Annotated in this window: 18 protein-coding genes and 1 pseudogene; 10 read left to right on the forward strand and 9 right to left on the reverse strand. The window is 49.2% G+C overall.

The window, feature by feature from the left end; translation table 11 throughout:
• Positions 1-54: 54 nt before the first annotated feature.
• The 7 genes from Pan54_RS09820 to Pan54_RS09850 form a co-directional block, all read right to left on the reverse strand.
• A complete protein-coding gene (locus Pan54_RS09820) occupies positions 55-1,527 on the reverse strand; it encodes a PP2C family protein-serine/threonine phosphatase (RefSeq protein WP_146503319.1) in 1,473 nt (490 codons plus the stop codon).
• A 253-nt stretch (positions 1,528-1,780) separates the two neighbouring features.
• Entirely contained in the window at positions 1,781-2,923 is a 1,143-nt protein-coding gene (locus Pan54_RS09825; protein WP_146503320.1) for an ABC transporter permease, read from the reverse strand.
• On the reverse strand, positions 2,923-3,657 hold the full coding sequence (locus Pan54_RS09830) for an ABC transporter ATP-binding protein (protein ID WP_146503321.1): 735 nt from the start codon (positions 3,655-3,657) through the stop codon (positions 2,923-2,925). Before Pan54_RS09830 ends, Pan54_RS09825 begins: the two co-directional genes overlap by 1 nt.
• Positions 3,658-3,699: 42 nt before the next feature.
• A complete protein-coding gene (locus Pan54_RS09835; RefSeq protein ID WP_146503322.1) occupies positions 3,700-5,262 on the reverse strand; it encodes an HlyD family efflux transporter periplasmic adaptor subunit in 1,563 nt (520 codons plus the stop codon).
• A 72-nt stretch (positions 5,263-5,334) separates the two neighbouring features.
• Positions 5,335-5,853 carry a hypothetical protein gene (locus Pan54_RS09840; RefSeq protein WP_146503323.1) on the reverse strand — a complete coding sequence of 173 codons (519 nt, stop codon included), beginning with the start codon at positions 5,851-5,853 and terminating at the stop codon, positions 5,335-5,337.
• A gap of 61 nt (positions 5,854-5,914) precedes the next feature.
• On the reverse strand, positions 5,915-7,084 hold the full coding sequence (locus tag Pan54_RS09845) for an ABC transporter permease (RefSeq protein WP_146503324.1): 1,170 nt from the start codon (positions 7,082-7,084) through the stop codon (positions 5,915-5,917).
• 212 nt (positions 7,085-7,296) lie between these two features.
• A complete protein-coding gene (locus Pan54_RS09850) occupies positions 7,297-7,701 on the reverse strand; it encodes a hypothetical protein (protein WP_146503325.1) in 405 nt (134 codons plus the stop codon).
• A gap of 314 nt (positions 7,702-8,015) precedes the next feature.
• Between Pan54_RS09850 and Pan54_RS09855 the strand changes: the two genes are divergently transcribed.
• The 8 genes and pseudogenes from Pan54_RS09855 to Pan54_RS09890 form a co-directional block, all read left to right on the forward strand.
• Positions 8,016-9,401 carry a DUF1501 domain-containing protein gene (locus Pan54_RS09855; RefSeq protein ID WP_146503326.1) on the forward strand — a complete coding sequence of 462 codons (1,386 nt, stop codon included), beginning with the start codon at positions 8,016-8,018 and terminating at the stop codon, positions 9,399-9,401.
• Positions 9,402-10,307: 906 nt separating this feature from the next.
• Positions 10,308-11,234, forward strand: a complete 927-nt coding sequence (locus Pan54_RS09860; protein ID WP_146503327.1) for a YybH family protein — start codon at positions 10,308-10,310, stop codon at positions 11,232-11,234.
• A gap of 49 nt (positions 11,235-11,283) precedes the next feature.
• Positions 11,284-12,606: a protocadherin gene (locus Pan54_RS09865; RefSeq protein WP_146503328.1), complete on the forward strand. Its 1,323-nt coding sequence runs from the start codon at positions 11,284-11,286 to the stop codon at positions 12,604-12,606.
• Positions 12,607-12,723: 117 nt separating this feature from the next.
• Positions 12,724-15,180, forward strand: coding sequence for an arylsulfatase (locus Pan54_RS09870; RefSeq protein WP_390621946.1), 2,457 nt, complete (start codon positions 12,724-12,726; stop codon positions 15,178-15,180).
• Between the two features lie 354 nt (positions 15,181-15,534).
• The gene (locus Pan54_RS09875; RefSeq protein WP_146503330.1) at positions 15,535-15,861 is read left to right on the forward strand and encodes a transposase; all 327 of its coding nucleotides are present in this window, start codon (positions 15,535-15,537) and stop codon (positions 15,859-15,861) included.
• Between the two features lie 291 nt (positions 15,862-16,152).
• Complete coding sequence (locus tag Pan54_RS09880) at positions 16,153-16,374, forward strand: hypothetical protein (RefSeq protein ID WP_146503331.1); 222 nt, start codon at positions 16,153-16,155, stop codon at positions 16,372-16,374.
• The gene (locus Pan54_RS09885) at positions 16,371-16,658 is read left to right on the forward strand and encodes a TolC family protein (protein WP_146503332.1); all 288 of its coding nucleotides are present in this window, start codon (positions 16,371-16,373) and stop codon (positions 16,656-16,658) included. Before Pan54_RS09880 ends, Pan54_RS09885 begins: the two co-directional genes overlap by 4 nt.
• A 154-nt stretch (positions 16,659-16,812) precedes the next feature.
• Positions 16,813-17,229 (forward strand): annotated as a pseudogene (locus Pan54_RS09890) (TolC family protein); the annotation flags it as partial.
• Positions 17,230-17,549: 320 nt separating this feature from the next.
• Here the strand turns inward: Pan54_RS09890 and Pan54_RS09895 are convergent.
• Complete coding sequence (locus Pan54_RS09895) at positions 17,550-18,554, reverse strand: DUF1559 family PulG-like putative transporter (protein ID WP_146503334.1); 1,005 nt, start codon at positions 18,552-18,554, stop codon at positions 17,550-17,552.
• A 168-nt stretch (positions 18,555-18,722) separates the two neighbouring features.
• On the opposite strand from Pan54_RS09895, the gene Pan54_RS09900 reads away from it, so the two are divergent.
• Positions 18,723-20,402 (forward strand): aldehyde dehydrogenase family protein, encoded by a 1,680-nt coding sequence (locus Pan54_RS09900; protein WP_146503335.1) that lies wholly within the window; start codon positions 18,723-18,725, stop codon positions 20,400-20,402.
• Positions 20,403-20,442: 40 nt separating this feature from the next.
• Entirely contained in the window at positions 20,443-22,803 is a 2,361-nt protein-coding gene (locus tag Pan54_RS09905; protein WP_146503336.1) for a parallel beta-helix domain-containing protein, read from the forward strand.
• Here the strand turns inward: Pan54_RS09905 and Pan54_RS09910 are convergent.
• The gene (locus tag Pan54_RS09910) at positions 22,794-23,702 is read right to left on the reverse strand and encodes a sterol desaturase family protein (protein WP_146503337.1); all 909 of its coding nucleotides are present in this window, start codon (positions 23,700-23,702) and stop codon (positions 22,794-22,796) included. The two genes, Pan54_RS09905 and Pan54_RS09910, sit on opposite strands and share 10 nt — an antisense overlap.
• Between the last annotated feature and the right edge of the window lie 106 nt (positions 23,703-23,808).

Here is a 23,808-nt window from a genome sequence, read left to right on the forward strand (position 1 = left end):
GGAGGCGTTATTCGGAGGAGTTTGAGCGGGATGTCACTGAAGAAGACTTCCGTGTTATTCGGCCTTGATCAAAACCAGGGTTAGATCATCTTTTCTAGGACTATTCAGTCGAAAGTCAGACAAATCATTTTCCAATTTTTCTAAGCCATGCTGATTGGAAAGCTGGCTTGCTGACCGGAATGATTCCAACAATCGCTCTCGACCGAAAATTTCTCCTTCCGGACTTTGCGTGTCAGGTGCTCCATCGCTGTAGAGTAAGACTTGTTCGTTGGATTTCAGGTGGAGTCGTTTTACTTCCCATTGAGCATCCTCATCAATTCCTAAAAGCATTCCAGTGCTGTTTAACAGAGAAATTTCATTCGAGGTATTGAGGAGATATCCGGGATCATGACCTGCACTTGCCCAGCAAAACTCAAAAGTCTCCGGATTCCAGCATCCCAGAAACATCGAGGCAAAATTCCCGGGTAACACGGTTCTGACAAATCGCCGATTGATTTCGGAAATGATTGAAACGGTATCGAAGGGAGGCTGTTCTGCAGCCGAAAGCAAGAGTGATTTCAGCATCGTTGCCCCCATCGCAGCTGGTATGCCGTGGCCTGTAACATCGGCCAGACAAATGAGCCAGGTTCCATTTGACAGGGGGACAAAATCGTAGTAATCACCTGCAACTAAATCGGCTGGTTGAAACAGGTGAGCGGCCTGCAGGCCCGGCAAGCGAACCTCAGATGGTAACAGGTATTGCTGAATCTGCTGAGCTTTGACCATTTGCAACTGACGTTCACGATCATTGTTCTGCAAGGTTTGGCTCATCGAATTAATGGCCTGCGAGAGCCTAAGCATTTCATCACACTTGAACAGCGGAGACTCCGCTCCAAAATTACCAGCTGCGATTTCATCGACCGTTTCCAAAAGCAAATTCAGCGGCTTCCCAACCACTTGCACTAATACGACATTCACAATCCCCGCAGCGATTAAACCGAGTGACCCCAGTACGAAAAGCTGTAACTGGAGATCCTGACGAATCGTTTTGCGGACGGCGTTTAAGTTTTCTGAGACATAAACAGTAATCCCATCTCCTGCATAACTGGCAGCTACCAGCATGTGGTCCGCAGCCTGCTCACGATGATCTTTGGATACAGCGGCTTTGGCAATCGTTGAAAATAATTCAGGAGGTTCATCCAGATGTGCTTGAGCCTGGATCAGCTCTCCATTGATCTTCACGGCGATACTATGGCATTGCAAAGTCGCTTTTTGCATTTGAGCACAAACGGTATCAATATAGCTCTGAATATCTGCGGTATGATGATCGCTCTGGAGGTGACTGGCGGCACCGTGAATAGCAATTGCTTCATCGTTAAGGCTGAGATACTTTTTGTGGACTTCATTTTCCATTTCACTGCTGTATCGAAAAATCAACAGAGCAACAATAGCGATGCCCAATACGCTATTAACGATTAGCAACAACTGAAAGCTGATTGACCAGGGTCGCGTCCCATAGTTCCACCATTTCGAAAACAACGTCTGCATTACTCATTTTCCAAGGCTCAAAGTCTCAAGTTGATTACTGGTTTTAGCGAAAACACTGCCCAAATGCGAACAGGATTTGGACAGTGTAAGATTTGATCATTTATGATTTTCGAATATCAAAGTGAATAATCATGCTAAGCCACTTCTGCGATAGCGATTTCCAGGATGACTCCCTTAACGAGTCGGATTTTTCAACTCACTTTAGTTCACTTCAACGCCTCATCGCCTGCTATCGAATTGAAACTTGCAGGTATCAGGGTTGCCTTAATGCCATGACGATTGGCGTTCGGGCTGCCTGGATAGCCGGGATGATTCCGGCCAGTACTCCAACTATTGCGGAAACCAGTAAGCCAGCGACTGCCAGGTGGATTGATGGTCGAAAGGCAATCGTGACACCTTCTGCTCCAATCGCCAACCCGCCCCAGGCAAGGATGGAAAGAGCGAATGCGGTTCCCAGTATGCCTCCAGCCAGGCACAGGAGCAGGCTTTCCGCGATGACGATGCGAAAAACGCGAGCAGGACGCACTCCGACGGTCTGCAGCACGGCGTGTTCCTTAATTCGGTCCTGAACAGCCATCACCGTTGTCGTCGCAACCAAGGCAAGTACGAGACCGACGCAGGCGTAGCCGAGATAGTGGGCGAACCCGATCAGGTCGACCAGGTCAGAAAGTGTGCTTGTCTGAAAGGCTCCTTTGCGACGGGTGGTCGTGGCAACCGGTCCTGCACGGAGTGCCTCGTCAATAGAAGATGCGACTTCATCGGGATCTGCATTGTCCGTGAGATGGACTTCATGTTGGGTCACCAAGCCAGCCGAATCGAGTCCGCGTGTGTATTGCAGAAATTCCAGTCCTGTGTAAATTAAATTCTCTTCTGCGGGAACATGTGACGAGAAGATCCCCACCACCTGGACATCCAGATCGCCAATCGAGAATTGATCGCCCGTCTTGAGGTTTCTCCGCATTGCCACATTCCGCCCCACGATTGCTGCATCGCGGCGGCTTTCATAATCGCTCCAGTTACCTGAGATCAACTTCAGGTTCCGAGCCGTCTGCAACTGCTTTGGAGGAGCCCCGTTGAAAACCACAATATCGAGACTTGCCCGACAGTTGTTCGTCCATACCTGCACTGGCATCACATCTTTAACGCCCGGAATCTCGGCGATTCTCCGCGCATAATCTTCAGGCAATCGACTGCTCGTTGGACAGAAGCGGTTTTCCTGAAAGACAATCAGCGTTCGCTGGGCATCTTCATCGAAAGTGAGCCTCTCCAATCCCTCTTGAACAGAACCGACAAAGCAAAACACGAACATCGCCACAGCTGCTCCGCTGACAGTCAACATCGTACGCGCTCGATGTCGCCAAATTCCTTTGAGGACGTAGGATACGAGTCGAAACATTATTGACCTCCTGTCAGTTGAACATGTTGACCAGAATGGGTTCCGTTTGAATGACCGGAGTCACTCTCAAGAATTTTTCCTTCGTTGAGCACCATCTGACGGGAGGCAATCTGCGATGCTTCACTGTCGTGCGTTACCATCACGAGAGTGATATCGAGTTCTCGATTCAGCCGCTGCAACAGGATTTGAATCTGGTCGCTGGTTTTCGTATCCAGGCTTCCGGTCGGTTCATCGGCAACGACCACCTTAGGATGAGCCACGATTGCACGGGCGATGCCAACCCGCTGTTCCTGTCCTCCGGACATCTGACGGGGATAATGATCGGCTCGATCGCTGAGACCGACCGCTTCGAGGGCGAGTTCGACTCTTCGCCGTCTTTCTGCAGAAGTCAACGGCAGCAATAGAGTCGGCAATTCGACATTTTCGTAAGCCGTCAGAACGGGAATTAAATTGTGCGTTTGAAAGATATATCCGAGATTAGCCGCCCGCCAGTCGGCGAGTTTGCCGCGGGATAATTTTGTCACCTCCACCCCATCGACAACAATCGTTCCCTGATCCGGCTTATCGATGCCGCTGATGAGATTCAGCAGCGTACTTTTCCCAGTTCCACTCGGTCCCATGAGCAATACAAAATCGCCCTGATGAATATCCAGATCGACGTCATTCAGCGGAGAGATAACTTCACCTCCTTTGCTGAACGACTTCGAGAGATTGCGAATTTCGACAAGTGCCATGATGCGTTCCTTTATATTTATGATCGCCCTGCGATCTTTCTCTCAGTTTCCCAGCGAGGCTTCACCAACAACTTCCAGTGCAGCGCCCGGCTTCATCCTCTGTTGTCCTGTGGCGATAACTTTAGAAGTTGGATTGAGTCCGCTGACGACTTCCACAAATTCTTCCGTACCAGCCTTTCCAAGCGTGATTGGTTGCAGCTCGGCTGTTCTGTCTGCAGTCACAATCCAAACCGAGGTTTCCCCTTCCGACGTAATGATCAAATCTCTCGGAATAAGCAGCCGCTCAGTTTCTTGCACATCTTCCCGTTGCGATTCTGGAACTGGTGGTGCCAGGAAGGTCGCGGTGACTAGCATTTCGGGTCGAATCGTAGTCGGTGGGTCATCAATTGCGACCTTGACCTCCAGTGTGTTTTTCTGAATATTCGCAGTCGAGGTCGGCAATAGCACTCGTCCCTTGATCGGATTTTTTGAGGAAGCGGTTTGAATTTCGACTGGTTGTCCCGGCTGGACGAGTGGGACATCTTCAAGACGGACATCGGCCCGGACCTGCAGTTTTGCCGGGTCATACATTGTGACGACCGTGCTGGAACTTTGGCCGGCTGACGATTCCATTCCCATCACGCGCGATCCTGGACTTGCGACGAGATTGAGCACAAGGCCTGTAAAGGGACTGCGAACGGTCGTGCGATCGAGATTCAGTTGTGCTTTTTCGACAGCCAGTTCGGCTTCAACGACTCGTGTTTCTGCATAATGCTGTTTAGCGCGGGCATCATTGAGTTGTTGCGATTCCTCAATCAAAAGCTCAAGTTGAGAACTCAATGCGGCGACTTTTTTCTCCAGCGTGGCAACTTCTTTTTGGAGATAAGGTCCTCGCTGATTGAGTTCTGTCAGTTGCGATTCTGCATCGGAGTATTCGGCACGAGCCTGCTGAATTAGCCGACCGGCGACTGCCTCTTCAGCGGCTTGTTTTCCTTCGTAGTTCTGTTTTGTATAGAGTAAGCGAGCTTCGGCAGATTTGATCAAATGGGGAAGTTTCGCAAGAGTCGTTCTTGTCTGAGCCAGCGAAGATTCCGCATCCGCCAGAGTTGCTTCCAGATGAACGGGGTATTTCACACGAAGCTCTGCGGCTTTGAAATCAGCTTTTGCACTTTCGAGTTCCGCCTTTCTCAACTGCAGTATTGTTTGTGCTTGTCGGAGCGCGAGTTGGGCGTCAATGTCGATCAGTCGAGCAACCGGCTCTCCTTTGTTAACAGACTGTCCTTCCACCACCAGGAGTTCTTCGACGACTCCCTGGGCAAGAGCCGCCACGTTAATAGGCGTCGGTCGCGGTTCCACCCAACCTGCCGCCTGGAACAAAGGCGTTCCTTGTTGTTGGACTTCCGCCCGGCTAGTCAACACGGGGATAACTGTAACTTCGTGACGAGGCATCAGTTGCTCACTGATTGCAACAGACAACAAGGCAACAAACCCCAACAGAATCCCGCCGGGAATCAGGTAGCGCGTAAGCAAAGGCTTTCGCCGAGCTTTTGGCCCTGCTGTCGAATTTCCAGGCCGATCGAGCGCCAGTTCACGCAGGTCGAGTTGAGGTCTTGTTGCTGTTGTCATTTTCTGATCCAAAATGAGAGACTGGGGTGGTGCCGCCCGATAAAACGAACGGCTCCACTCGTTCTCGTTCAGTTACTCTTTCACATAAATCTGGTCAGCGAGTACGGACAAATTGCCGTCGTCGTCCCGCTGAGCCGTTCCATGAACAACCACCATATTCAGCTCCTTCACGCCCAACAGTTTCCGGGCATCCTCAGAGACCGGCTTCCCTTCCGTGTTGACGACCTTGACCGTGGCGATGTTTTCCTTCACCTGATTCTGTTCGCAACAATAGTCCCAGGGAGTGGGGCAACCTTCATCTTCCGAGCAGTAGGGCACTTTGGGATCGACAATTGTGAAAGCGGCCAGTCCATCAATGAAGGGCTTCGAGGAACCACCGATTCTTCCGACAAGCACAACTTCCTGTTTATCCTGGCTCGTTCCACGGGCCTCACCCACTGGAAGTGCTCCCGTCGGTTCCGTACTGGCGAGATAGGTGCTGTCCGTTTTCCCTGTCGATGTCGTTGGACTTCCCGATTGGTCGGCACATCCAATAAGCAGAGTAGCCGAGAGAGTGGCAAAGCCGAACAGGCTGAAAAATTCCTTTTTCATGATCTTCCTTTCAATGCGTTGAAAATTTATCTCCCTGAGGAGATCGTTAAAATACAGTGATTCAAATTGCTTTTAGACTTTCTGCAACCGGAAGTCGCAGTGCTTTCATGGCTGGAGGCAACGCCCCCAGTATTCCCAGTAGTAATCCCACGCCGCATCCGACGAGCAGGCAAACGCCATCCACTCGCAACGCGAACGCTCCCATCGTGAAACGAACTGCGACTCCATTGAGAAACAGGAGCGCTATCGTAGCCGCAAGGAGTGAACCCGCAGCAGCGAGTAAGGCTCCTTCCTGCAGAATGCTCATCAAAATGGCCCGCCGTCGATAACCGACGGCCTGCAACGTGGCGATTTCTCGAATCCTTCCTGCAATTGCGCCATACATCATGTTCAAACCGGCAAAGCCCCCTGCTCCGGAAACCAGCAGTACGATTAACCACGCGAGGATGCGCATTGGCTTGTAATGTTGTTGCAATGAAGCGTAGTACTCGACTTCGCCAACTGCCTGCAGTTCCAGATCCGTTCGTTCTTTGCAAAACAGAGCCACAGTCGCAGCAGTGGACTTCGGAGTAAGAGCCATCGCCACAATGCTGATGTCCTGTCTTTTTAACGCCTGCTGAAAGTCGGGCAGTCGACACCAGATTTCTGATTCGTAAGCTGCTCCTCCAGCGGAGAAACGACCACTTATCGTCCAGGATTTCTTTTCAATCGTAATCTGTTTTCCGACGGCCAGGTCCTCAACAGAGCACCCCAATTTGGCGGCTAGCAGTTTGCCAACGATTACTTCTCCTGCACCGGGCCATTTTCCCTCCGTGATCCGCACGCTACGCCGGACAAGTGGTGCGGTTTGGGTGACGCCACGGATCAAACCGAGTCCTCCTTTTTGATTGTCACCTGTCTGCACTCTGGTGCCGAGATACAACTCGGGCGAAATGTAATCGACACCGGCCCGCTGCTGAATACCATCCAGACTGGCTTTGAGCAACGAGGGAGTACGTGCAGGGACTGCTGAATTTTCGATATTTTCCTCTGCGCCCAGTGAGTACACGAGCACCACCGAAGGATCTCCACTGACAGCCAGCGAACGCTCCAATCCACGAATGAAACCAACAACCACGAAGATCAACAGAATCACCGTCGAGAGCGCCCCCAACGTCAACAACGTCCGAGTCGGACGACGCATCAAATTACGAACGCCATATTCCCAGGGGAGTGATCGTTTACGAAACATTCTGGTGCTTTCCTATTTTCCAGGCTTTGAGCTGGTAGGAATAAATCATAGAGAACGCCTTTTATGAGACTGGAGAATTAATCTGCATAATGCGCATCAGGTTACAGTAGATACATTCGGACCTCGCATTTTTCATGGCGCACGTAAGGAGTAGATTGGCCACGAATTGGCAGCAAACATCAGTGGGCGTAAGCGACGCCCTCAAAGCGAGATTAGATCAACAGCGAATGGTGCTGGATACAGAGAGTCAATCCACTCAAAAGAGGACCGGGCGGAGACTCGCTCCAATATGCTCGAGGATTCTCCACATGCGAGAGCTGTAAACTCAGAACAAGTTCTAGTGATGCGATAACGTCAGTCATACCTGCAACATCGAAGTCGAACTTGTCAGCAGAAACGACCGCTCCATGACAGAGACAATTTGAGCAGGAATCGTCATCCCCGGGAACCGCAGGTAATTTTCCAGAACTTTCCTGTGTGCATTTCTGAGAACAGCAACAGCAGGTCTTGTTAAAATTTACTTCCGCATCATCCCCCTGATTGGCCATCACAAACATGCAGCGGTATGGACAGATCAGAATCGTAAATACCAGAAGTGTGAAAAAACTCGTTTTCATAAATTCATCTTAGGCCTTCTGAATCAAGTGTCAACCGCAGTATATTCGAGTCACTCCTGACAAGCGATAAGCAGATTTGTCCATGTCAACAAATATGGAATCAACTCTGGATTCCTGCGAGCAGTCCTTTCATTTGCCCGGGGATTTCTACGAGTCTGCCTCTGTGTCGTTATTGAACTCTCTGTTTCTTTGAACGACAATTTTATCTCATAAATGTCTTCCGCTTCTCAATATTAAGTACGTATAGTATGCTGATATCACGTGCTCGATGATTCAGGTATGGACGAAAGTCATTCCGCTAATTGGAGTCAACTATGGAGTTTTGCGCTCCCAGCCCCAATGAATGTCCATTGGGAATCGAGTCGGTATCGCGACGAAAGTCGCTGCAAGTGATTGGGGCCGGACTGGCTGCTTTCTACGCTCCACTTACATATACTGAATCGCGGATTGAAGCGGCGGTACGCTCTGGAGCTGCCAAGCGAGTCATCATGATTTTCAATTGTGGTGCGCCCAGTCATCACGATTTGTGGGATCCTAAACCGCTGGCCGACTCAACGGTACGCGGGGAATTTCAGCCCATTGATACCAAAGTCTCGGGAATTCAGGTCAGTGAATTATTACCCGAGATGGCTAAGCGGATGGACAAACTGGCTATCGTACGCAGCGTGCATCATAAACACTCGGCTCACAATTCAGGCATGTACTGGTCGATAGCCGGTCGGCCGTACAAGCAGGATTCAACGCTGATCAACCCCAGCCCAGCTGACTTACCGAGTTTTGGCACGTTGATTGGCTGGCTTGCCAAAAGAGATGGCTACAGCAAAGCGGTTCCGCCTTATGTGATCACGCCCAAACCTCATTGTGATAGTTTGGTGTATTTGACACCGGGACAGTTCGGTGGTTGTCTGGGTGTTAAGCACGATCCGTTTGTTGTCAATGATGATCCCAACTCTAGCGATTTCAAAGTGCATAATCTTTCTTTGATGGAAGGGATGACAACAAAACGGTTTGAAAGGCGACTCGATATCATGCAACAACTTGGTTCATTGACACAACCGATTTACTCTCAAACAGCAATTGAAATGGAGACGTTTCGAGCCGAAGCATCGCGCGTGATTTCTTCTGGAGAAGCCGGGGAAGCATTCGATTTGTCCAGAGAACCGGACGAAGTTCGCGATCGGTACGGTCGACACAGTTGGGGACAATCCCATTTGCTCGCACGTCGGCTGATTGAAGCGGGAACCAAATTCGTATCGACCGTCAACGGACCGAGCATCACTTGGGATACTCACAAAGACAATTTTAACAAATTGAAAAACAGACTCGTGCCGCCGATGGAAAAGGCATACGCAGCTTTGCTGGATGATTTGGAGGAGCGTGGCTTGCTCGATGAAACACTCGTGATTTGGATGGGCGATTTCGGGCGGACACCGAAAATCAACAACGACGCCGGTCGCGATCATTGGCCAGGGTGTTACTCGGTTGTATTGGCCGGGGGCGGAATTCGTGGCGGTCAAGTAGTCGGTTCGTCGGACAAGATCGGGGCTTATCCAGAAACCAGGCCCGTCACGCCAGGTGATATTCACGCAACAGTATATCGCGCTCTTGGCTACAATCCCTCAGAGATCACCTATCAATCTGTCGATGGTCGTCCAATTCCGCTGACCGAAGGGACTCCGATTCCCGAATTGCTCAGTTGAATCATTCTAATTAATCGCAATCGAGTTTGGCATGACGATCATCAGTCCTCGTGCCCTGTTCCAATTAAATAATCAGGGTGGCAGTGGCGAAGCCAGTGTCACACAACTCGAAGTATTCAGCGGAACAATCCATTAGTGATATTTCAATGACGATAATAGTCAAACGACAAGAATAATATCACATCAGTAGCAGAAGATTCATACGCGGCGAGGAACCTGAACTGAGAATCCTTATCGACATTGATGGTTTTGACATTGATATGAAGTTTTGCAAATTCCATTAAATCATGACCCGACGCGTTAGCGAGGGGCCCTTGTGGAATTGTTAATCTACTGAATTTGGTCTTTGGCAACCCCATTAAACGAATCGATAATTACCCCGCGTTTATGCTTCACAGATCAGTTTTTCACGTGAAATAACAGTAACCAACTGGATATAGAGTTAACCGAATTATTAATCGGAAGCCGTCCCCTCGCTGACGCGTCGGGTTAAGATGTTCTCGATATTTCATACGCTGACTTCTCATTCTTTTGAATTCTAGCGTTTTGCAAAACTTCAGATTGATGTTTCATGCAGGGTTCTATTTTCTTAAATCTGGCGTATGAAATCCGAAAATAGCTGCGAACGAAACTAATCATTGTATTTCTCGCCGTCTCACGAATAGCGAGTCATGTCATTACGATGCACGTCATTGTGAAAATATAATGAACAGTGATTTGACCTGATTGTCAAATCTACTCCTCAGCGATACGATCATTTTATCAATGGTATGTCAATTACACATCAATTCCATTTGTGACTGCCAGGGTTTGTTTTTCAATACTATCTGTCAGATTTAATCATGAACGCCATTGCGAATTCGCAGAAGGCGAATTCTGTTTTCTCTTTGATGATTGGTTGTCGTTATGAGGATTGTGCTGCTCTCAATTGCGGTTTGTCTTGTGGGGAGCGCGTGCTCAAATATTACGTCAGCGCAAGATTCAGCGACAGCCAGGCTGAGTAAGCAACAGGCTTCTGAGATTGCAGCCATACACCAGGAATCGAAAGCATTTATCACGGCTTTCAACGAACACGATGCCAAAGCGGTTGCGGCATTATGGACCGAAGATGGTGAGTACATTGATGAATCTGGAAATACGCTCTCTGGCCAAGCAGAAATCGAGAAGGCATACACCGAGTTCTTTGAGGCAAGCCCCAAAGCGAAGATGAACATTGTGATCGATTCCTTACGCATATTGAGTGAGGGATCTGCCATTGAAGATGGACGTGCAATCGTAGAACCTGTATCCCCAGGCTCAACAGGGGTCACTCAATACACGGTCTTTCATGTCAAGGTCGATGGAAAATGGAAGATGGCATCGGTCCGCGATACCGTTATCCAGGCATCGCCTGCCTATCATGCACTCAAAGATTTTGACTGGTTCATCGGTTCCTGGGTGGCTGAAGAAAACGGAGTCAAGCTCGAGTCGAACTGCCGCTGGATTGCAAATAAGACTTTCATCGAGCGACGACACTCGGCGACACATCACGATGGATCAAAAAGTGAGGGCTTGCAGATTATCGGCTGGAATCCGTATGCCGGCCATATCCAGTCGTGGGATTTCAGTTCCAACGGCGGAAATGCTGCCGGTGTCTGGCTTCCAACAGAAGGTGGTTGGACAGGGGAAATGCAAGGCGTCGCCGGAGATGGCAGCGTGACTTCGGCAGTCAATTATCTCATCCGACTTGATGACAACGCTTATGTCTGGAGATCGACTGATAGAACACGTGGAGGCCAATCCCTTCCTGAGGCCGATGAAGTCGTCATCAGGCGATCTGTTCCCGTCGAATAAATTCATCGAAATGAACACACATTTTGTTACTTCAAAGAAAGTCAAACCCATGGTTCGACAAGCATTTCCTATCGTCCTGATGTCGATGCTCATTGCGTGTCTCTCTCTAGACGCTTGCTGGGGGCGAGGCTTTGGCGGCGATGACCGTACTGACGGTGGAGGTTTTCGTGGTGGTGTCGGTGGGGACGATCGGGGTGTAGACGAACGTGCCGACCTGGATCGTGAAGATGGGGATCGTGAAGGCGGGGATGACTCAGAAGCCAGAGACCGAAATGTTTCCAATTATGAAGCCGCGGGTGGTTCAGTGGATCGCTCTCAACTCAACACCTACCACGGCCTTCCCTCAGACAGTGGAACCAATCATGTGAATTACACGAACCGATCGAACGTTTATGCCCGACCAAACGACTACAATGTCAACCGTGAAGCCGTAAAAGGACCGTATGGTGGCTACGCGGCTGGTGGAAGTGTCACTGGTCCAGATGGTAATACCGCTTATCGAGGAGCGGCGGTTGGCCCTAACGGAGGAACTGCAGCAACACGGGGATACGATGGCGCGAATGGTGTCGACTCCAGGCAAAGTGCCGCCGTCGGCCCTTATGGAAATGCAGTCGCTGGAACGGCTGTGCGAGGACCTAATGGTGGATATGCTGCAGGTCGAGCTTATTCGGGACGTTACGGCGTGGGTGCTGGTTACGCAGCAGCGACTCCAGCCGGTCGCTATGCAGCGGGTGCTGCTGTTCGCTCGAATTTCAATCACTGGGGATACTACCGAACGGGCTGGTATGGCGAGCATCCTGGAGCATGGTATGCAAGAGGCTGGGCAGCAGATTCTGCCTGGCGATGGGCCACATGGGATTCCGTTAGTTCCTGGATGGCATACGAAGAGACGACTCCCATTTATTACGACTATGGGAACAACATCACCTTCGAAAACAACAATGTCTACATGAATGGACAGCAGATTGCGACCGCGAATGTGTATTACAATCTTGCAAAAGAACTGGCCATGTCTGGAGTGAATGCTCAGGTTTCCAGTGATGATCAATGGATGCCTTTGGGAGTTTTCGCGTTGAGTCAGTCCGATTCGCAGCAATCCGAAATCACGCTGCAAATCGCTGTCAATAAAGCAGGTATTATTCGTGGAAATGATACGAATGATCCAACGAACCAGACACACATCTTACAGGGAGCTGTCGATCGGAAAACTCAGCGAGCAGCTTTTATTGAGGGAACAAATTACGCGGATGTCTTCGATATTGGTCTATGTAACCTGACGAAGGATGAAGCACCGATTCTCTTACACTTTGGGCCTGGAAAGACTGAGACCTGGCAACTGACCCGTCTGAAACAACCCGGCAATCAGCAATAACTACCACGAACTGCCCACTCTGAACATGACTGGATTAAGGATTATAACATGACTGCATTTATTCAAATTGCACGTGGCACTATTCGCCCGTTATTTCTTTCGATCGCTTTTGTCACAATGCTTACCGGCAATTGCCTGGCTCAGAAATCGCCCCCAACTGGGTCGCCAGCTGCGACTACCACAATTGATGGGAAACAACTTCCCGCTCCCGATCCGAAATTTGGTGGCGTTATCAAACCGGATGCTTTGCAATCGAAGCCTTGGTGGGCACCGAGAATTGTTCCTCCCCAAGATGCCCCTAACGTACTGCTCATCATCACCGATGACTCTGGATTTGGTGTGCCGAGCACCTTCGGCGGTGTCATTCCGACTCCTGCGATGGATCGTGTTGCGAATAGTGGCCTGCGATACAATAACATTCACTCGACAGCGCTTTGTTCACCCACCCGTGCGGCACTGATCACAGGACGCAATCATCATTCGGTTGGGTTCGGTGTGATCTCCGAACAGTCTACGGGGTTCCCCGGATATAACAGCATCATTCCGGAAGACAAAGCCACCATCGGACGAATTCTGCTCGATAACGGGTATGCCACTTCATGGTTCGGTAAAGACCATAACACTCCGGCATTTGCCGCCAGTCAGTTGGGGCCGTTCGACCAATGGCCAACCGGCATGGGCTTTGAATATTTCTACGGGTTTGTGGGCGGTGATGCGAATCAATGGCAGCCGAATCTCTTTCGAAATACAACACAAATTTACCCCTTCGTAGGGAAGCCGGGCTGGAATCTCGTGACCGCCATGGCCGACGATGCGATTAAATATCTGAATCACATGAACCAGACGATGCCGGACAAACCGTTCTTTGTAAAGTATGCCCCCGGCGCCACTCATGCTCCTCATCATCCAACCAAAGAATGGGTCGAGAAGATTCACAATATGCACCTCTTCGATGAGGGCTATGGCAAACTTCGCGAGCAGATTTTTGAAAACCAGAAAAAGCTCGGTGTGATTCCTGCTGACACCCAGTTAGCTCCCTGGCCCAATGATGTGCTCAAGCCCTGGGATCAGCTGACAGCTGAAGAGCAGAAACTTTTCATTAAACAGGTCGAAGTTTTTGCCGCATTTTCTGCATACAACGATCACGAAATCGGTCGGGTCATTCAGACGATCGAGGACATGGGTAAGCTCGAAAACACGTTAATCATCTATATCAATGGAGACAACGGCACCAGTGCCGAAGGTGGGCCTCTGGGCACGCCGAACGAAGTGGCCTTCTTCAACGGCATCAACATGATGCCAGTTGAGGAGCAGATGAAATGGTATGACGTCTGGGGAACCGAAGAGACTTATAATCATATGTCCGCAGGTTGGTCTTGGGCTTTTGATACGCCGTTTACCTGGTTCAAACAAAATGCTTCAAAACTTGGTGGAATCCGGCAGAACATGGCCATCTCCTGGCCGGCCCGAATCAAAGACAAAGGGGGCATGCGCGAGCAGTTCTGTCATGTGATTGACATCGTTCCGACAATTCTCGAAGCCGCAGGAATCCCGGAGCCTGAAACGGTCGATGGTATTCCTCAGCAACCGATGGAGGGTACGAGTCTTCTCTATACCTTCGATAAAAAAAATGCGAAGGCTCCTTCTCAGCATCAAACACAGTACTTTGAAATGATGGGCCAGTGGGCGTTGTATCATGAAGGCTGGCTACTGAGCACGAAGGTCAATCGTGCACCGTGGGAAGCATTTGGAGTTGCGAATCCCGATCCACTCAATAATCAGATACTTGAGCTGTATAACTTGAACGAGGATTTCAGTCAGTCCAATAATATCGCTGGTAAAAATCCTGACAAAATAAAAGAGTTGAAGGAAGTGTTTATTGCTGAAGCGAAGAAGTATCAGGTGTTCCCAATGGATGCCTCGGTGGCCGGTCGCCTGGTTGCTCCACGACCGAATATCACAGCCGGACGGACAGAGTTCGTATATACACTCCCCATGACCGGTCTTCCCCAGGGAGATTCACCCTCTATCCTGAATAGCTCGTATACCATCACTGCAGACATCACTGTTCCTGAATCGGGAGCAGAAGGAATGATTCTTACCTCAGGTGGCCGCTTCTGTGGCTATGGTTTCTATCTACTCAAAGGTAAGCCTGTCTTCCTTTGGAATCTCCTAGACTTGCAGCGTATCAAGTGGGAAGGCAAAGACGCACTCGCTCCTGGAAATCACACACTCGAGTTCGATTTCAAATACGAAGGACTGGGTGCAGGGACGCTCATGTTCAACAGCATGAGTGGTCTGGCTCGTCCTGGCACAGGCATACTCAAAGTCGATGGCAAAGTTGTTGCCACGCAAAAGATGGAAAAGACGATCCCCATGATTCTGCAATGGGACGAGAGTTTCGACATCGGTTCCGATACTCTGACAGGCGTTAACGATGCGGACTATCAGCCTCCATTCCCGCTGACGGCAAAGCTGAACAAGCTGACGCTGAAAATCGACCGCCCACAGTTATCACCAGATGACATCAAGAAGCTTGAAGCTGCAATGCGTAATAACAAATCCAGTGAATAAGAGTTGAATAGACCGTCCAATAATTGAAAGTGAAGCGAGCGACCTCATGCTGCATCTTAGCGTCATGGGGTCGCTTTTTTATTATGTCTGAACCACGTCAGCGGAAGCCCCCGAAATTTCTACAAGAAGGCGAAGAGATAATCTCATTGATTCTCCCATTTTGAAGATGTTGGTTCCAGTTAGTTTCATCTCATCCATAACCATTACACGAGAGTCAACAACAAGAAATCCCAATAGTCATCCCTGAAATAATGTCTTGAATCTTTCATGGTAGGCTGGAAGTACAGAACAAGCTGACTTAGATTGCAAGGAATTCTGCTTCCTACCCCCAAAACCTTGCAATTTGAGTCCGGCATGAAGCCTAAGCAGCGTTCACAGGTCAGTCAGCTGAATCTGTTTCAATCGCACTTCGATCAGTTGCTCAATCTCCCCCCCCTCTGTCTCCTGGCTCGCAAAATTGACTGGCATCGATTCGATCTCGCCTTCGCCGATTGTTACAGTCCGGAAATGGGGGCTCCCGGGAAAGACATTCGCCTGCTCGTTGGACTGCACTCTCTCAAGCACACGTTCAATGAATCGGATGAATCGCTGCTGGAGCGCTGGGTGGAGAATCTGTACTGGCAGTATTTCTGCGGCCAGGCCTTCAAGGCATGCAAAGCACACCGTCACTACGCAGCATGAAGTCCCTCTCCACGCGACGAGTCTGGTCAAATGGTGGCAACGAGTGGGAGCCAAAAAGCTACTTGCCTTGCTAACCGAAACGGTCGCGATTGCCGTAAAAAAACAAGCAGATCTCGAACAAAGAACTGGCTTAGGTCAATGTCGATACGACAGTTCAGGAAAAGAACATCACACATCCCACCGATTCAAAGTTGCACCCGAGGGCGATCAACAAATTGACGACAGCCGTAAAAAAAACGGGGAATCAAACTACGGCAAACCTACACTCGTGTTGCCAAGGCAGCGGCCTGCATGGTCGGTCGCTACGCGCATGCCAAACAGTTTAGACGGATGCGAAATCGATTGCGAAAGATGAAAACCTGGCTGGGTCTTGTCATTCGGGATGTGCGTCGCAAGATGCCGCAGCCGGATGCGGCTCTGCAGGAACTGCCAAAGCCAAAAAGGCAGCAGGACGTGGCACTGAACTGGCCGTTCGGCGATTTGAAGCCGAGGTTCGCAAGAACCAAAGTATGAAACTGATTATTCAACAGGAGATTGTTGACGTCGAGAACAAAATCAACTTCAACGTTGGTCGGTACCCGCAACATGTCGATCGGATTTCAACGAATTATATTGATCTGCACCTGCATGCATTAAGTGCAGGTGTGCCTTCACAATTGCTGCAAAATCGATACGATATCCGCGAAGCAGAGCGGGAACTGGCTGCTGCCAACCTGGATATCAAAGTCGCCCGAGCCCGATTCTATCCTTCTCTGGGGCTCAGTGCAGGTGATGGGTATCAGACTGTCAATACTTAGTATTTGTTCCTGACACCGGAGTCCCTGATCAACAATGTCGCCGGTGATTTAGACCATTTTCAAATGGTATCTGCAGTCGCATGGACATAAAATGTCCTAAAAACGCTGTGTTTGCTCCTGCGGAACGCTGCAGGTAATTTTTGAATATGCTCTAGTCGCACCGCTGATCAACAAGAAAGCCATCCGTGCGGATTACATGAGTGCAAACTCCAAGCAGTTGCAATGCATTTACAACTACCAGCGTACGGTTCTGGATGCCTACACTGAAGTCGTCAATCGAATCGCCAGGGTGGATAATTATGGCAAAAGTATCAAGATCAAAAAGCAGCAGTTAGCCGCTCTCGAAGCCTCTGTCGAAAGTGCGAATCAGCTGTTCCAGAACGCCCGCGCTGGATATGTCGAAGTCATGCTGGCTCAGCGTGAAATGATCGAAGCCAGGATGGTCATCGTTGAAACCAAACAGGAGCAACTGTCGGCTATGGTCAGCGCCTATCAGGCACTCGGCGGTGGCGGCAGCGGTAACTTTGGCACGAACTGCAAGCCTGGACAAGTCCATGTGAAATGTAAGTAATGCAGGAGAATTAGATCTTTTTCGGTTATTTATTCTCTAGCCGCATGGACATCTGAATTTACAAATCGAGGTCTTATCTCCAGAAGATCGCTGCATAGTATTTATGAACATGCTCTTGAGTATATTCATAATTTATTTGCAGCGATCTACGAGGAGAGACTTATCGATCTTATTTATTAGAGCATTTCTAAATGCAGTGTGCCTTCGCATGTACCAATATTTCCCTAAATCGCTGCATTTACTCAGGCAGAACGCGGAAAATTGATTTTGGAAATGCGATAGAGCTTCCACATGACCACAAGTGTTCGAACGAAACACCCCTAAAATTCTCCAACGACTTCTCCACCATTTCGTGTTGCGAGCGAGTTCAAAGTGGTGCGATCAACATTCTCGCTGATGAATCGGACAGAACCATCGCCGAGCAGGAACTGAGCCCCCCCTTTATGGTAACTGCGATAGTTACTCGTAGCATGACTGGTGGCTGAGCAGTTACTGACTTGGGCGTCATCAACCAGCGTATCAGTCGTTACGGGTTTATTCATCTGGTCGAAAGTGCTACCGAAAATACTGGATTGGGCAGCTAGTCCTGCTCCCTGAAATGTTGTTCCATTTGGCTGAGGGATCATCCAGGCCTGCGTCGCTGGTCGATTGGGAGAAACAGGAGTCGTACAGTTTTGACCGGTACAAAGTAGGAACTTGGTACCTGTCGCCCCTTCTCCCATTGCTATTGTATTTGATGACCCATCGACGAGATCGCGGAAGCGGGTTGAGAGATTTGTATCAAACATTCCGACCTGTGAACCCATTGTGCTTGGGTTGATGCACCAGCCCCTGTGTGATCCTTTGGAAAATAAGTAGGTCGTGATTGCGAAATCAGTGCCAACGGGAAATGAGCCCAATGCAGCTAATTCGGGAATCGATGTCACTTGAGTTCCGGCATTGGATGGGCAGATGAAGCCGGAAACAACCGTTTTTGCGACCTGCGCTGACTGTTGCTCCCAGGGCAACGAGTCATTATAGAGATCTTTAAGAGCTGATTCTTCAAAGTAAGGCAGCAACGACGCATTGGCATTTGCATAAAAGTTGCTGGAAGGTGTACCACTTGTACTCCATTTCACACTCGCTCCGAGTGGAAACATGGTGAAAACATCGTGATAGTTATGCAGTGCAAGTCCAAACTGCTTCAAGTTGTTCTTGCACGATGAGCGACGAGCCGCCTCTCGAGCCTGTTGCACCGCTGGCAGCAATAATGCTACCAATATCGCAATGATCGCAATAACAACGAGTAACTCTATTAATGTGAAACCTCGAACGTGTTTCTTCATCAGGCTATAAACTCCTAAAAATTCCAAAGTGTGAAAGAGTATTTGTTTTGTAACCTGAAACGTCAGGGTACACAATTATTCAACAAGCCGTTACATTTCCTGAATCGCTACATAATAATATAATAATGTATCTATTATCCTGCAACAATCAGAAATGAGCAACTAAAATTGCTAAATGATAACAAATCTTCGGAAATCGACTGCTGTAAGTGGGTGAATATCCAAAACGGAGCACAAAGCTGGCCGCTTGTTGGTTTGGATAAGCGAGTTCACTTATTGCGAGAAATCCGTAACTTGTTACATCGAAACTCGCGTGAGTGGATCGAGATCTGTTCCCAGGCGAAGTCACTCACGACGCAGGCGCAAAGGAGTGAGGAAATCCTGGCTGGCCCTGTCGGAGTCTCCCGATACCTGACGATTTTGAGTTCCAATCTGGAAAAGCTCGTCAATAAAGAGGCCATTTCGTCTGATCGTTCAATCACTTCACTTTCCAGCGGAAAGTTGCAGGTCAATGTATTTCCTGTGAGCCAGGTCATGGATCAACTGTTGTTTCCGGGCCTCAAAGCCGCAGTCTGGATAAAGCCAGATATTAGTCGAGATCAAATTCACGGGGATCTGCTGGAACCTATTTTGGATCCACCGAACCCTGCACCTGTCAGCGTTGTGCTGGGGGCAGGCAATGTCTCGGCGATTCCCCTGACAGATGCACTCGCCAAGTTGTTTCAGGAGAGCCATGTTGTTCTGCTCAAACTCAATCCGGTAAACGAATATCTCAAGGATGTGTTCGAGAAAATCCTTGCCCCTGTCATCACACCGGGTTGGATGAAGATTGTCACCGGGGATGCTGCTGTTGGTAAAGAATTGATTGAATCCCCGCTCACGAATTCAATTCACATTACAGGCTCCCAGCAATCTCACGATGCTATCGTCTGGGGTAGCGATCTCAGTCAGGCGAGTGAGCGAAAAGCAAATGGGACGCCCCTGCTGGAGAAACCAATCACGAGCGAACTGGGCAATGTCAGTCCGTGGATCATCGTTCCCGGAAAGTATTCCAGTCGTGAACTTCGCATGCAAGCCATGAATATTGCGGCTTCGCTAACAAACAATGCCGGTTTCAATTGTGTCACGACAAGGGTTATCGTGACCAGTCGATCCTGGCCGCAGCGTAGTCAGTTTCTGACAGAACTTCGTCAAAGCCTGAAACAGATTCCGGCTCGTGTCCCCTACTACCCGGGAAGTGCAGAACGATATCAAAGTTTTTTAAATGGGCCTGCTCCAATCGCTGAGGATGGAACGCTCGAATGGCGTTTGCTGGAAGATTATCCATTGGATAATGAGTCCAGATTATTTTCCGAAGAGTCTTTTTTACCGGTCAGTATTGAAGTTGCATTGAATTCAGAAACTGCGGAGCGTTTTTTACACTCAGCCGTCGAATTCTGTAACGAGGGGCTTTACGGCACCCTGTCTGTTGCCATCACTTGTACAAATCGCTTTCGTAAAGAGCATCGAAAACTATTATTCGAACAGGTTGATCATTTAAATTATGGCAGCGTGTGTATCAATCAGTGGCCTGGGTTAGTTTATGGATTGATGACACCTCCCTGGGGCGGAGCGCCAGATACTAATTTAAACGATGTCCAAAGCGGACAGGGGTGTGTCCACAACCTCTTTTTCCTGGACAACTACGAAAAGACCCTTTTTTCGGGGCCATTGTGTAATTTTCCAAAACCGGTCTGGTTTGCAAATCATTCTCGCTCTGAGGACGTTGCCTGGAAACTGCTGGATTATTATTGCGGCCCATCAGTTCTAAAACTTCCTGGTTTGATTGCGACTGCGTTGCTGGGTTGAAAGATACGAGAATTTTTTGCATTACGTTAGGAGTCCAGAAATGGCAAATATTATTGAACAGAACTCTATTCAGCGGTTTCGGCAACTACTGTCACGATTTCCGTTCCTGTTGTTTCTTTTCCTGTGTCATACACTGATTCCAGAAGTGGCTTGCTTGTCTGATGATTCAAGTGTTCGCGATAAGAATCCATTTGTTCCGCGTACGTATGTGATTCACAACGGCCCTGAGGCCGCGTTTCAACTTCAGGAGCGACTGATCGATTCCATACCCGGAGACATCATTCAGCTGGAAGCTGGGAAATACCGTTTCGATAGTCAATTGGATATCACTTGCGACAACCTCACGATTCGTGGTCGTGGTCCAGACAAAACAATCTTATCATTTCAAGGCCAGGACGTTGGTAGCGAAGGTCTGATAGCGACCGGAAATGCGTTTCTGATTGAAGATCTGGCCGTTGAAGATAGTGTCGGTAACGCGATTAAAGTTCTTGGTGCCAACGGTGTGATTTTCCGCCGCGTTCGTACGGAATGGACAAATGGTCCAGATGCGGACAATGGAGCTTATGGAATTTATCCTGTTCAGTGCAAAAACGTATTAATCGAAGACTGCACGGCGATTGCCGCTTCCGATGCAGGCATCTATGTCGGTCAGTCAGAAGATGTCATCGTTCGCAACTGCCGCGCGGAATGGAATGTTGCCGGAATCGAAATCGAAAACACTTTACGGGCTGATGTCTATGACAATGTCGCGACCAACAACACCGGAGGGATTCTGGTTTTCGATTTGCCCGGCTTGCAATTGACCAACGGAGGACATGTCCGCATTTTTAATAATCGGATTTTCAAGAACAACACCAAGAACTTTGCACATGCCGGAAACATGGTCGCAGCGGTTCCGCAGGGATCGGGTTTAATGATTATGGCTACCGATCATGTCGAAGTTTTTGACAATGAAATCGCCGACAATCAAACATCCGCGATCTCGATTGTCAGTTTTCTAATTACCGAACGACCAATCAAAGATCCAGCCTATGACCCCTACCCTGAGGGAATCTGGATTCATGACAATCAAATCCTCCGTGGCGGCAATCAACCTGCTGGTAAATTTGGGGCTCTTCTGGCCCCCGTTATAGGCCTGCCCTTCCCTCAGATTTTTTATGATGGAATTATCAATGTACGGAAACTTGTTAACGGCAAGATGCCAGACGAACTCTCTATCAAATTTTCCAATAATGGTGAAGTGACATTTGCCAACGGCAATGTCGCTCAATTGACTCCCGAAAATGTGCTTCTCGGCAAGTATCATGTCGACCGAGACCAGAAGAATTATACAGGCAGGTTGAAATCGCTATCGACTGTCAAGCTGTCTGACTTTCCGGCTCCTCCCGTGAATGGCAATCCCGCTGTTGAAGTCTACCGACAGACACCGCAAATGCTTTCGGAATGGAATCTCTTTGCAGGAGATCCCCGAGATCAACAACCTGCGGAGGGGATTTTCAGATACGATTTGAATACACCATTATTTTCAGATGGAACTGCCAAGTATCGATTCATTCGTCTGCCAACCGCTGGGGCAATGGTTTTTGAGCCGACAGCAGTTATGAAATTTCCTGTCGGAACAGTCATCGTAAAAACATTTGCAATGCCGCACGATCAGCGAAGTCCAGAATCCGGTCAGCAACTACTGGAAACACGAATTGAAGAGCATCGCAACAATGGCTGGTATGGCTACTCCTACATTTGGAATGAGGAGCAAAGTGATGCCAGGCTGGCTCTTGGGGGAGGCCGTCGGGAGGTGAAGTGGTTGGACGATTCTGGTAAGACGGTCAGCAATCAATATCAAATTCCAAACGCAAATCAGTGCATTACCTGTCACGGGCAGGAAGGAAAGTTTCAGCCGCTCGGTCCTACTGCGAGAAACCTGAATCGATTGTTGTTAGACAGCAGCGAGAATCAACTGGCTGAATGGCAAGCCAACGGTTGGCTGAAAGAATGTCCCGATATTGAGAGTCTTCCTGCATTGCCAGTCTTTAATGACCCGTCCACTGGTTCAATTGAACAACGAACTCGCGCCTGGCTGGATGTGAATTGTGCTCACTGTCACAATCCCGTTGGCTCGGCTCGAACTTCTGGACTCGACTTATCCCTGTTTCAGAATACTCCCGCGAAATATGGTGTCTGGAAATCGCCTGTCGCAACGGGCCGCGGGTCGGGGGGCCGTAAATTCGATATTGTCCCAGGCAAGCCAGATGAGTCGATTCTCGTTTACCGGATCGAATCAAACGAACCAGGTGTGCGGATGCCAAATCTGGCTCGCAATCTTTCCCATGCCGAATCGATCGAGCTGATTCGTGCCTGGATCGAAAGCATTCCCGACAATTCTTCTGTGGATCAGGATTGAGGTGAGTGCAAAACCATGTCCGATGATTGGCTGGTTTCGGAGGCAGGATGCCTTATCGTCTTGTACTTCGGTGTCAATAATCGATTCCATTCCAAGAACGGCCAGGCGACCATTTCGAGGGCGTTGGTCGGAACTCCCTTGGCTCCCATTTTTTCGTGGCATTGGCCGGGCACATAGTAAGTGCAAAAGATGACATCGAGGAAAGGAAAAATATTCGCCAAGTTCATGCCGTAGGCGGCAGGTTCATCAGCATGATGCCAGCGGTGGTAGCGGGGAGAGGCGAGCAGATATTTGAAGGGGCCATGATCCCAGTCAACATTCATGTGCGTGTACATATTGTGCAGAATTCGCAGCCCAGCCACGCCTCCGAGGACGGCATAGGGAAGATTCAACCAGGAGAGCATCAGAATGTAAGAGACCTGCATCACAAACGGTTCGAGCAAATGGACGCGGCCTGTAGTCAATACAGTCGGATGTGGATCGCTATGATGAATGGCATGGATTGGCCAGAACCACTTTGAAGAGTGCATAAGCCGATGGTTCCAGTAGTCTGCAAAGTCGAGAGCAAGCAGGATCAGCGGGATCAGAATCCAAGTTGGAGTTGTTTGCCAAGTGCTCGCTTCCAGATGGGGAATGGATAGGGAGCTGTAAGCTGTCTCGGCCCAGTCGACGAGAATGACAAAAATCGGTGCGAGTGCTCCGTTCATCAGAATCATAAGCACGTTTGCAAAGCATGAAGAATACGCCAGCCCCGACCAGGGTAATTTGCCCCGACGCCGAATCCATTCAAATACCAACACGGCCAGGCTGGCCTGAAACATAAGTAATATTCCGTCCGTATTCGCATACCAGTCCCTGCACCGCTCCCACAGGAATGTGATCGTATGGCCCATATCCATCACTATTCTTTTCGTACCATGTTTCAAAAATGCAACGCTGTACAAACTTAGAACATGTGAGCGGTGAGATGGGAAAAATTAAGAAATTCTGGTTAGGATAAGATCA

It is taken from the genome of Rubinisphaera italica (assembly GCF_007859715.1).
GTDB classification, from domain to species: Bacteria; Planctomycetota; Planctomycetia; order Planctomycetales; family Planctomycetaceae; genus Rubinisphaera; species Rubinisphaera italica.

Coding starts and splice junctions, on each gene's coding strand:
- Pan54_RS09840 (WP_146503323.1), bottom strand. CDS start 5,853: ATGAAAAAGGAATTTTTCAGCCTGTTCGGCTTTGCCACTCTCTCGGCT.
- Pan54_RS09860 (WP_146503327.1), top strand. CDS start 10,308: ATGAGGATTGTGCTGCTCTCAATTGCGGTTTGTCTTGTGGGGAGCGCG.
- Pan54_RS09855 (WP_146503326.1), top strand. CDS start 8,016: ATGGAGTTTTGCGCTCCCAGCCCCAATGAATGTCCATTGGGAATCGAG.
- Pan54_RS09845 (WP_146503324.1), bottom strand. CDS start 7,084: ATGTTTCGTAAACGATCACTCCCCTGGGAATATGGCGTTCGTAATTTG.
- Pan54_RS09870 (WP_390621946.1), top strand. CDS start 12,724: ATGCTTACCGGCAATTGCCTGGCTCAGAAATCGCCCCCAACTGGGTCG.
- Pan54_RS09825 (WP_146503320.1), bottom strand. CDS start 2,923: ATGTTTCGACTCGTATCCTACGTCCTCAAAGGAATTTGGCGACATCGA.
- Pan54_RS09875 (WP_146503330.1), top strand. CDS start 15,535: ATGAAGCCTAAGCAGCGTTCACAGGTCAGTCAGCTGAATCTGTTTCAA.
- Pan54_RS09850 (WP_146503325.1), bottom strand. CDS start 7,701: ATGAAAACGAGTTTTTTCACACTTCTGGTATTTACGATTCTGATCTGT.
- Pan54_RS09865 (WP_146503328.1), top strand. CDS start 11,284: ATGGTTCGACAAGCATTTCCTATCGTCCTGATGTCGATGCTCATTGCG.
- Pan54_RS09885 (WP_146503332.1), top strand. CDS start 16,371: ATGAAACTGATTATTCAACAGGAGATTGTTGACGTCGAGAACAAAATC.
- Pan54_RS09835 (WP_146503322.1), bottom strand. CDS start 5,262: ATGACAACAGCAACAAGACCTCAACTCGACCTGCGTGAACTGGCGCTC.
- Pan54_RS09910 (WP_146503337.1), bottom strand. CDS start 23,702: ATGGATATGGGCCATACGATCACATTCCTGTGGGAGCGGTGCAGGGAC.
- Pan54_RS09830 (WP_146503321.1), bottom strand. CDS start 3,657: ATGGCACTTGTCGAAATTCGCAATCTCTCGAAGTCGTTCAGCAAAGGA.
- Pan54_RS09880 (WP_146503331.1), top strand. CDS start 16,153: ATGGTCGGTCGCTACGCGCATGCCAAACAGTTTAGACGGATGCGAAAT.
- Pan54_RS09905 (WP_146503336.1), top strand. CDS start 20,443: ATGGCAAATATTATTGAACAGAACTCTATTCAGCGGTTTCGGCAACTA.
- Pan54_RS09820 (WP_146503319.1), bottom strand. CDS start 1,527: ATGCAGACGTTGTTTTCGAAATGGTGGAACTATGGGACGCGACCCTGG.
- Pan54_RS09895 (WP_146503334.1), bottom strand. CDS start 18,554: ATGAAGAAACACGTTCGAGGTTTCACATTAATAGAGTTACTCGTTGTT.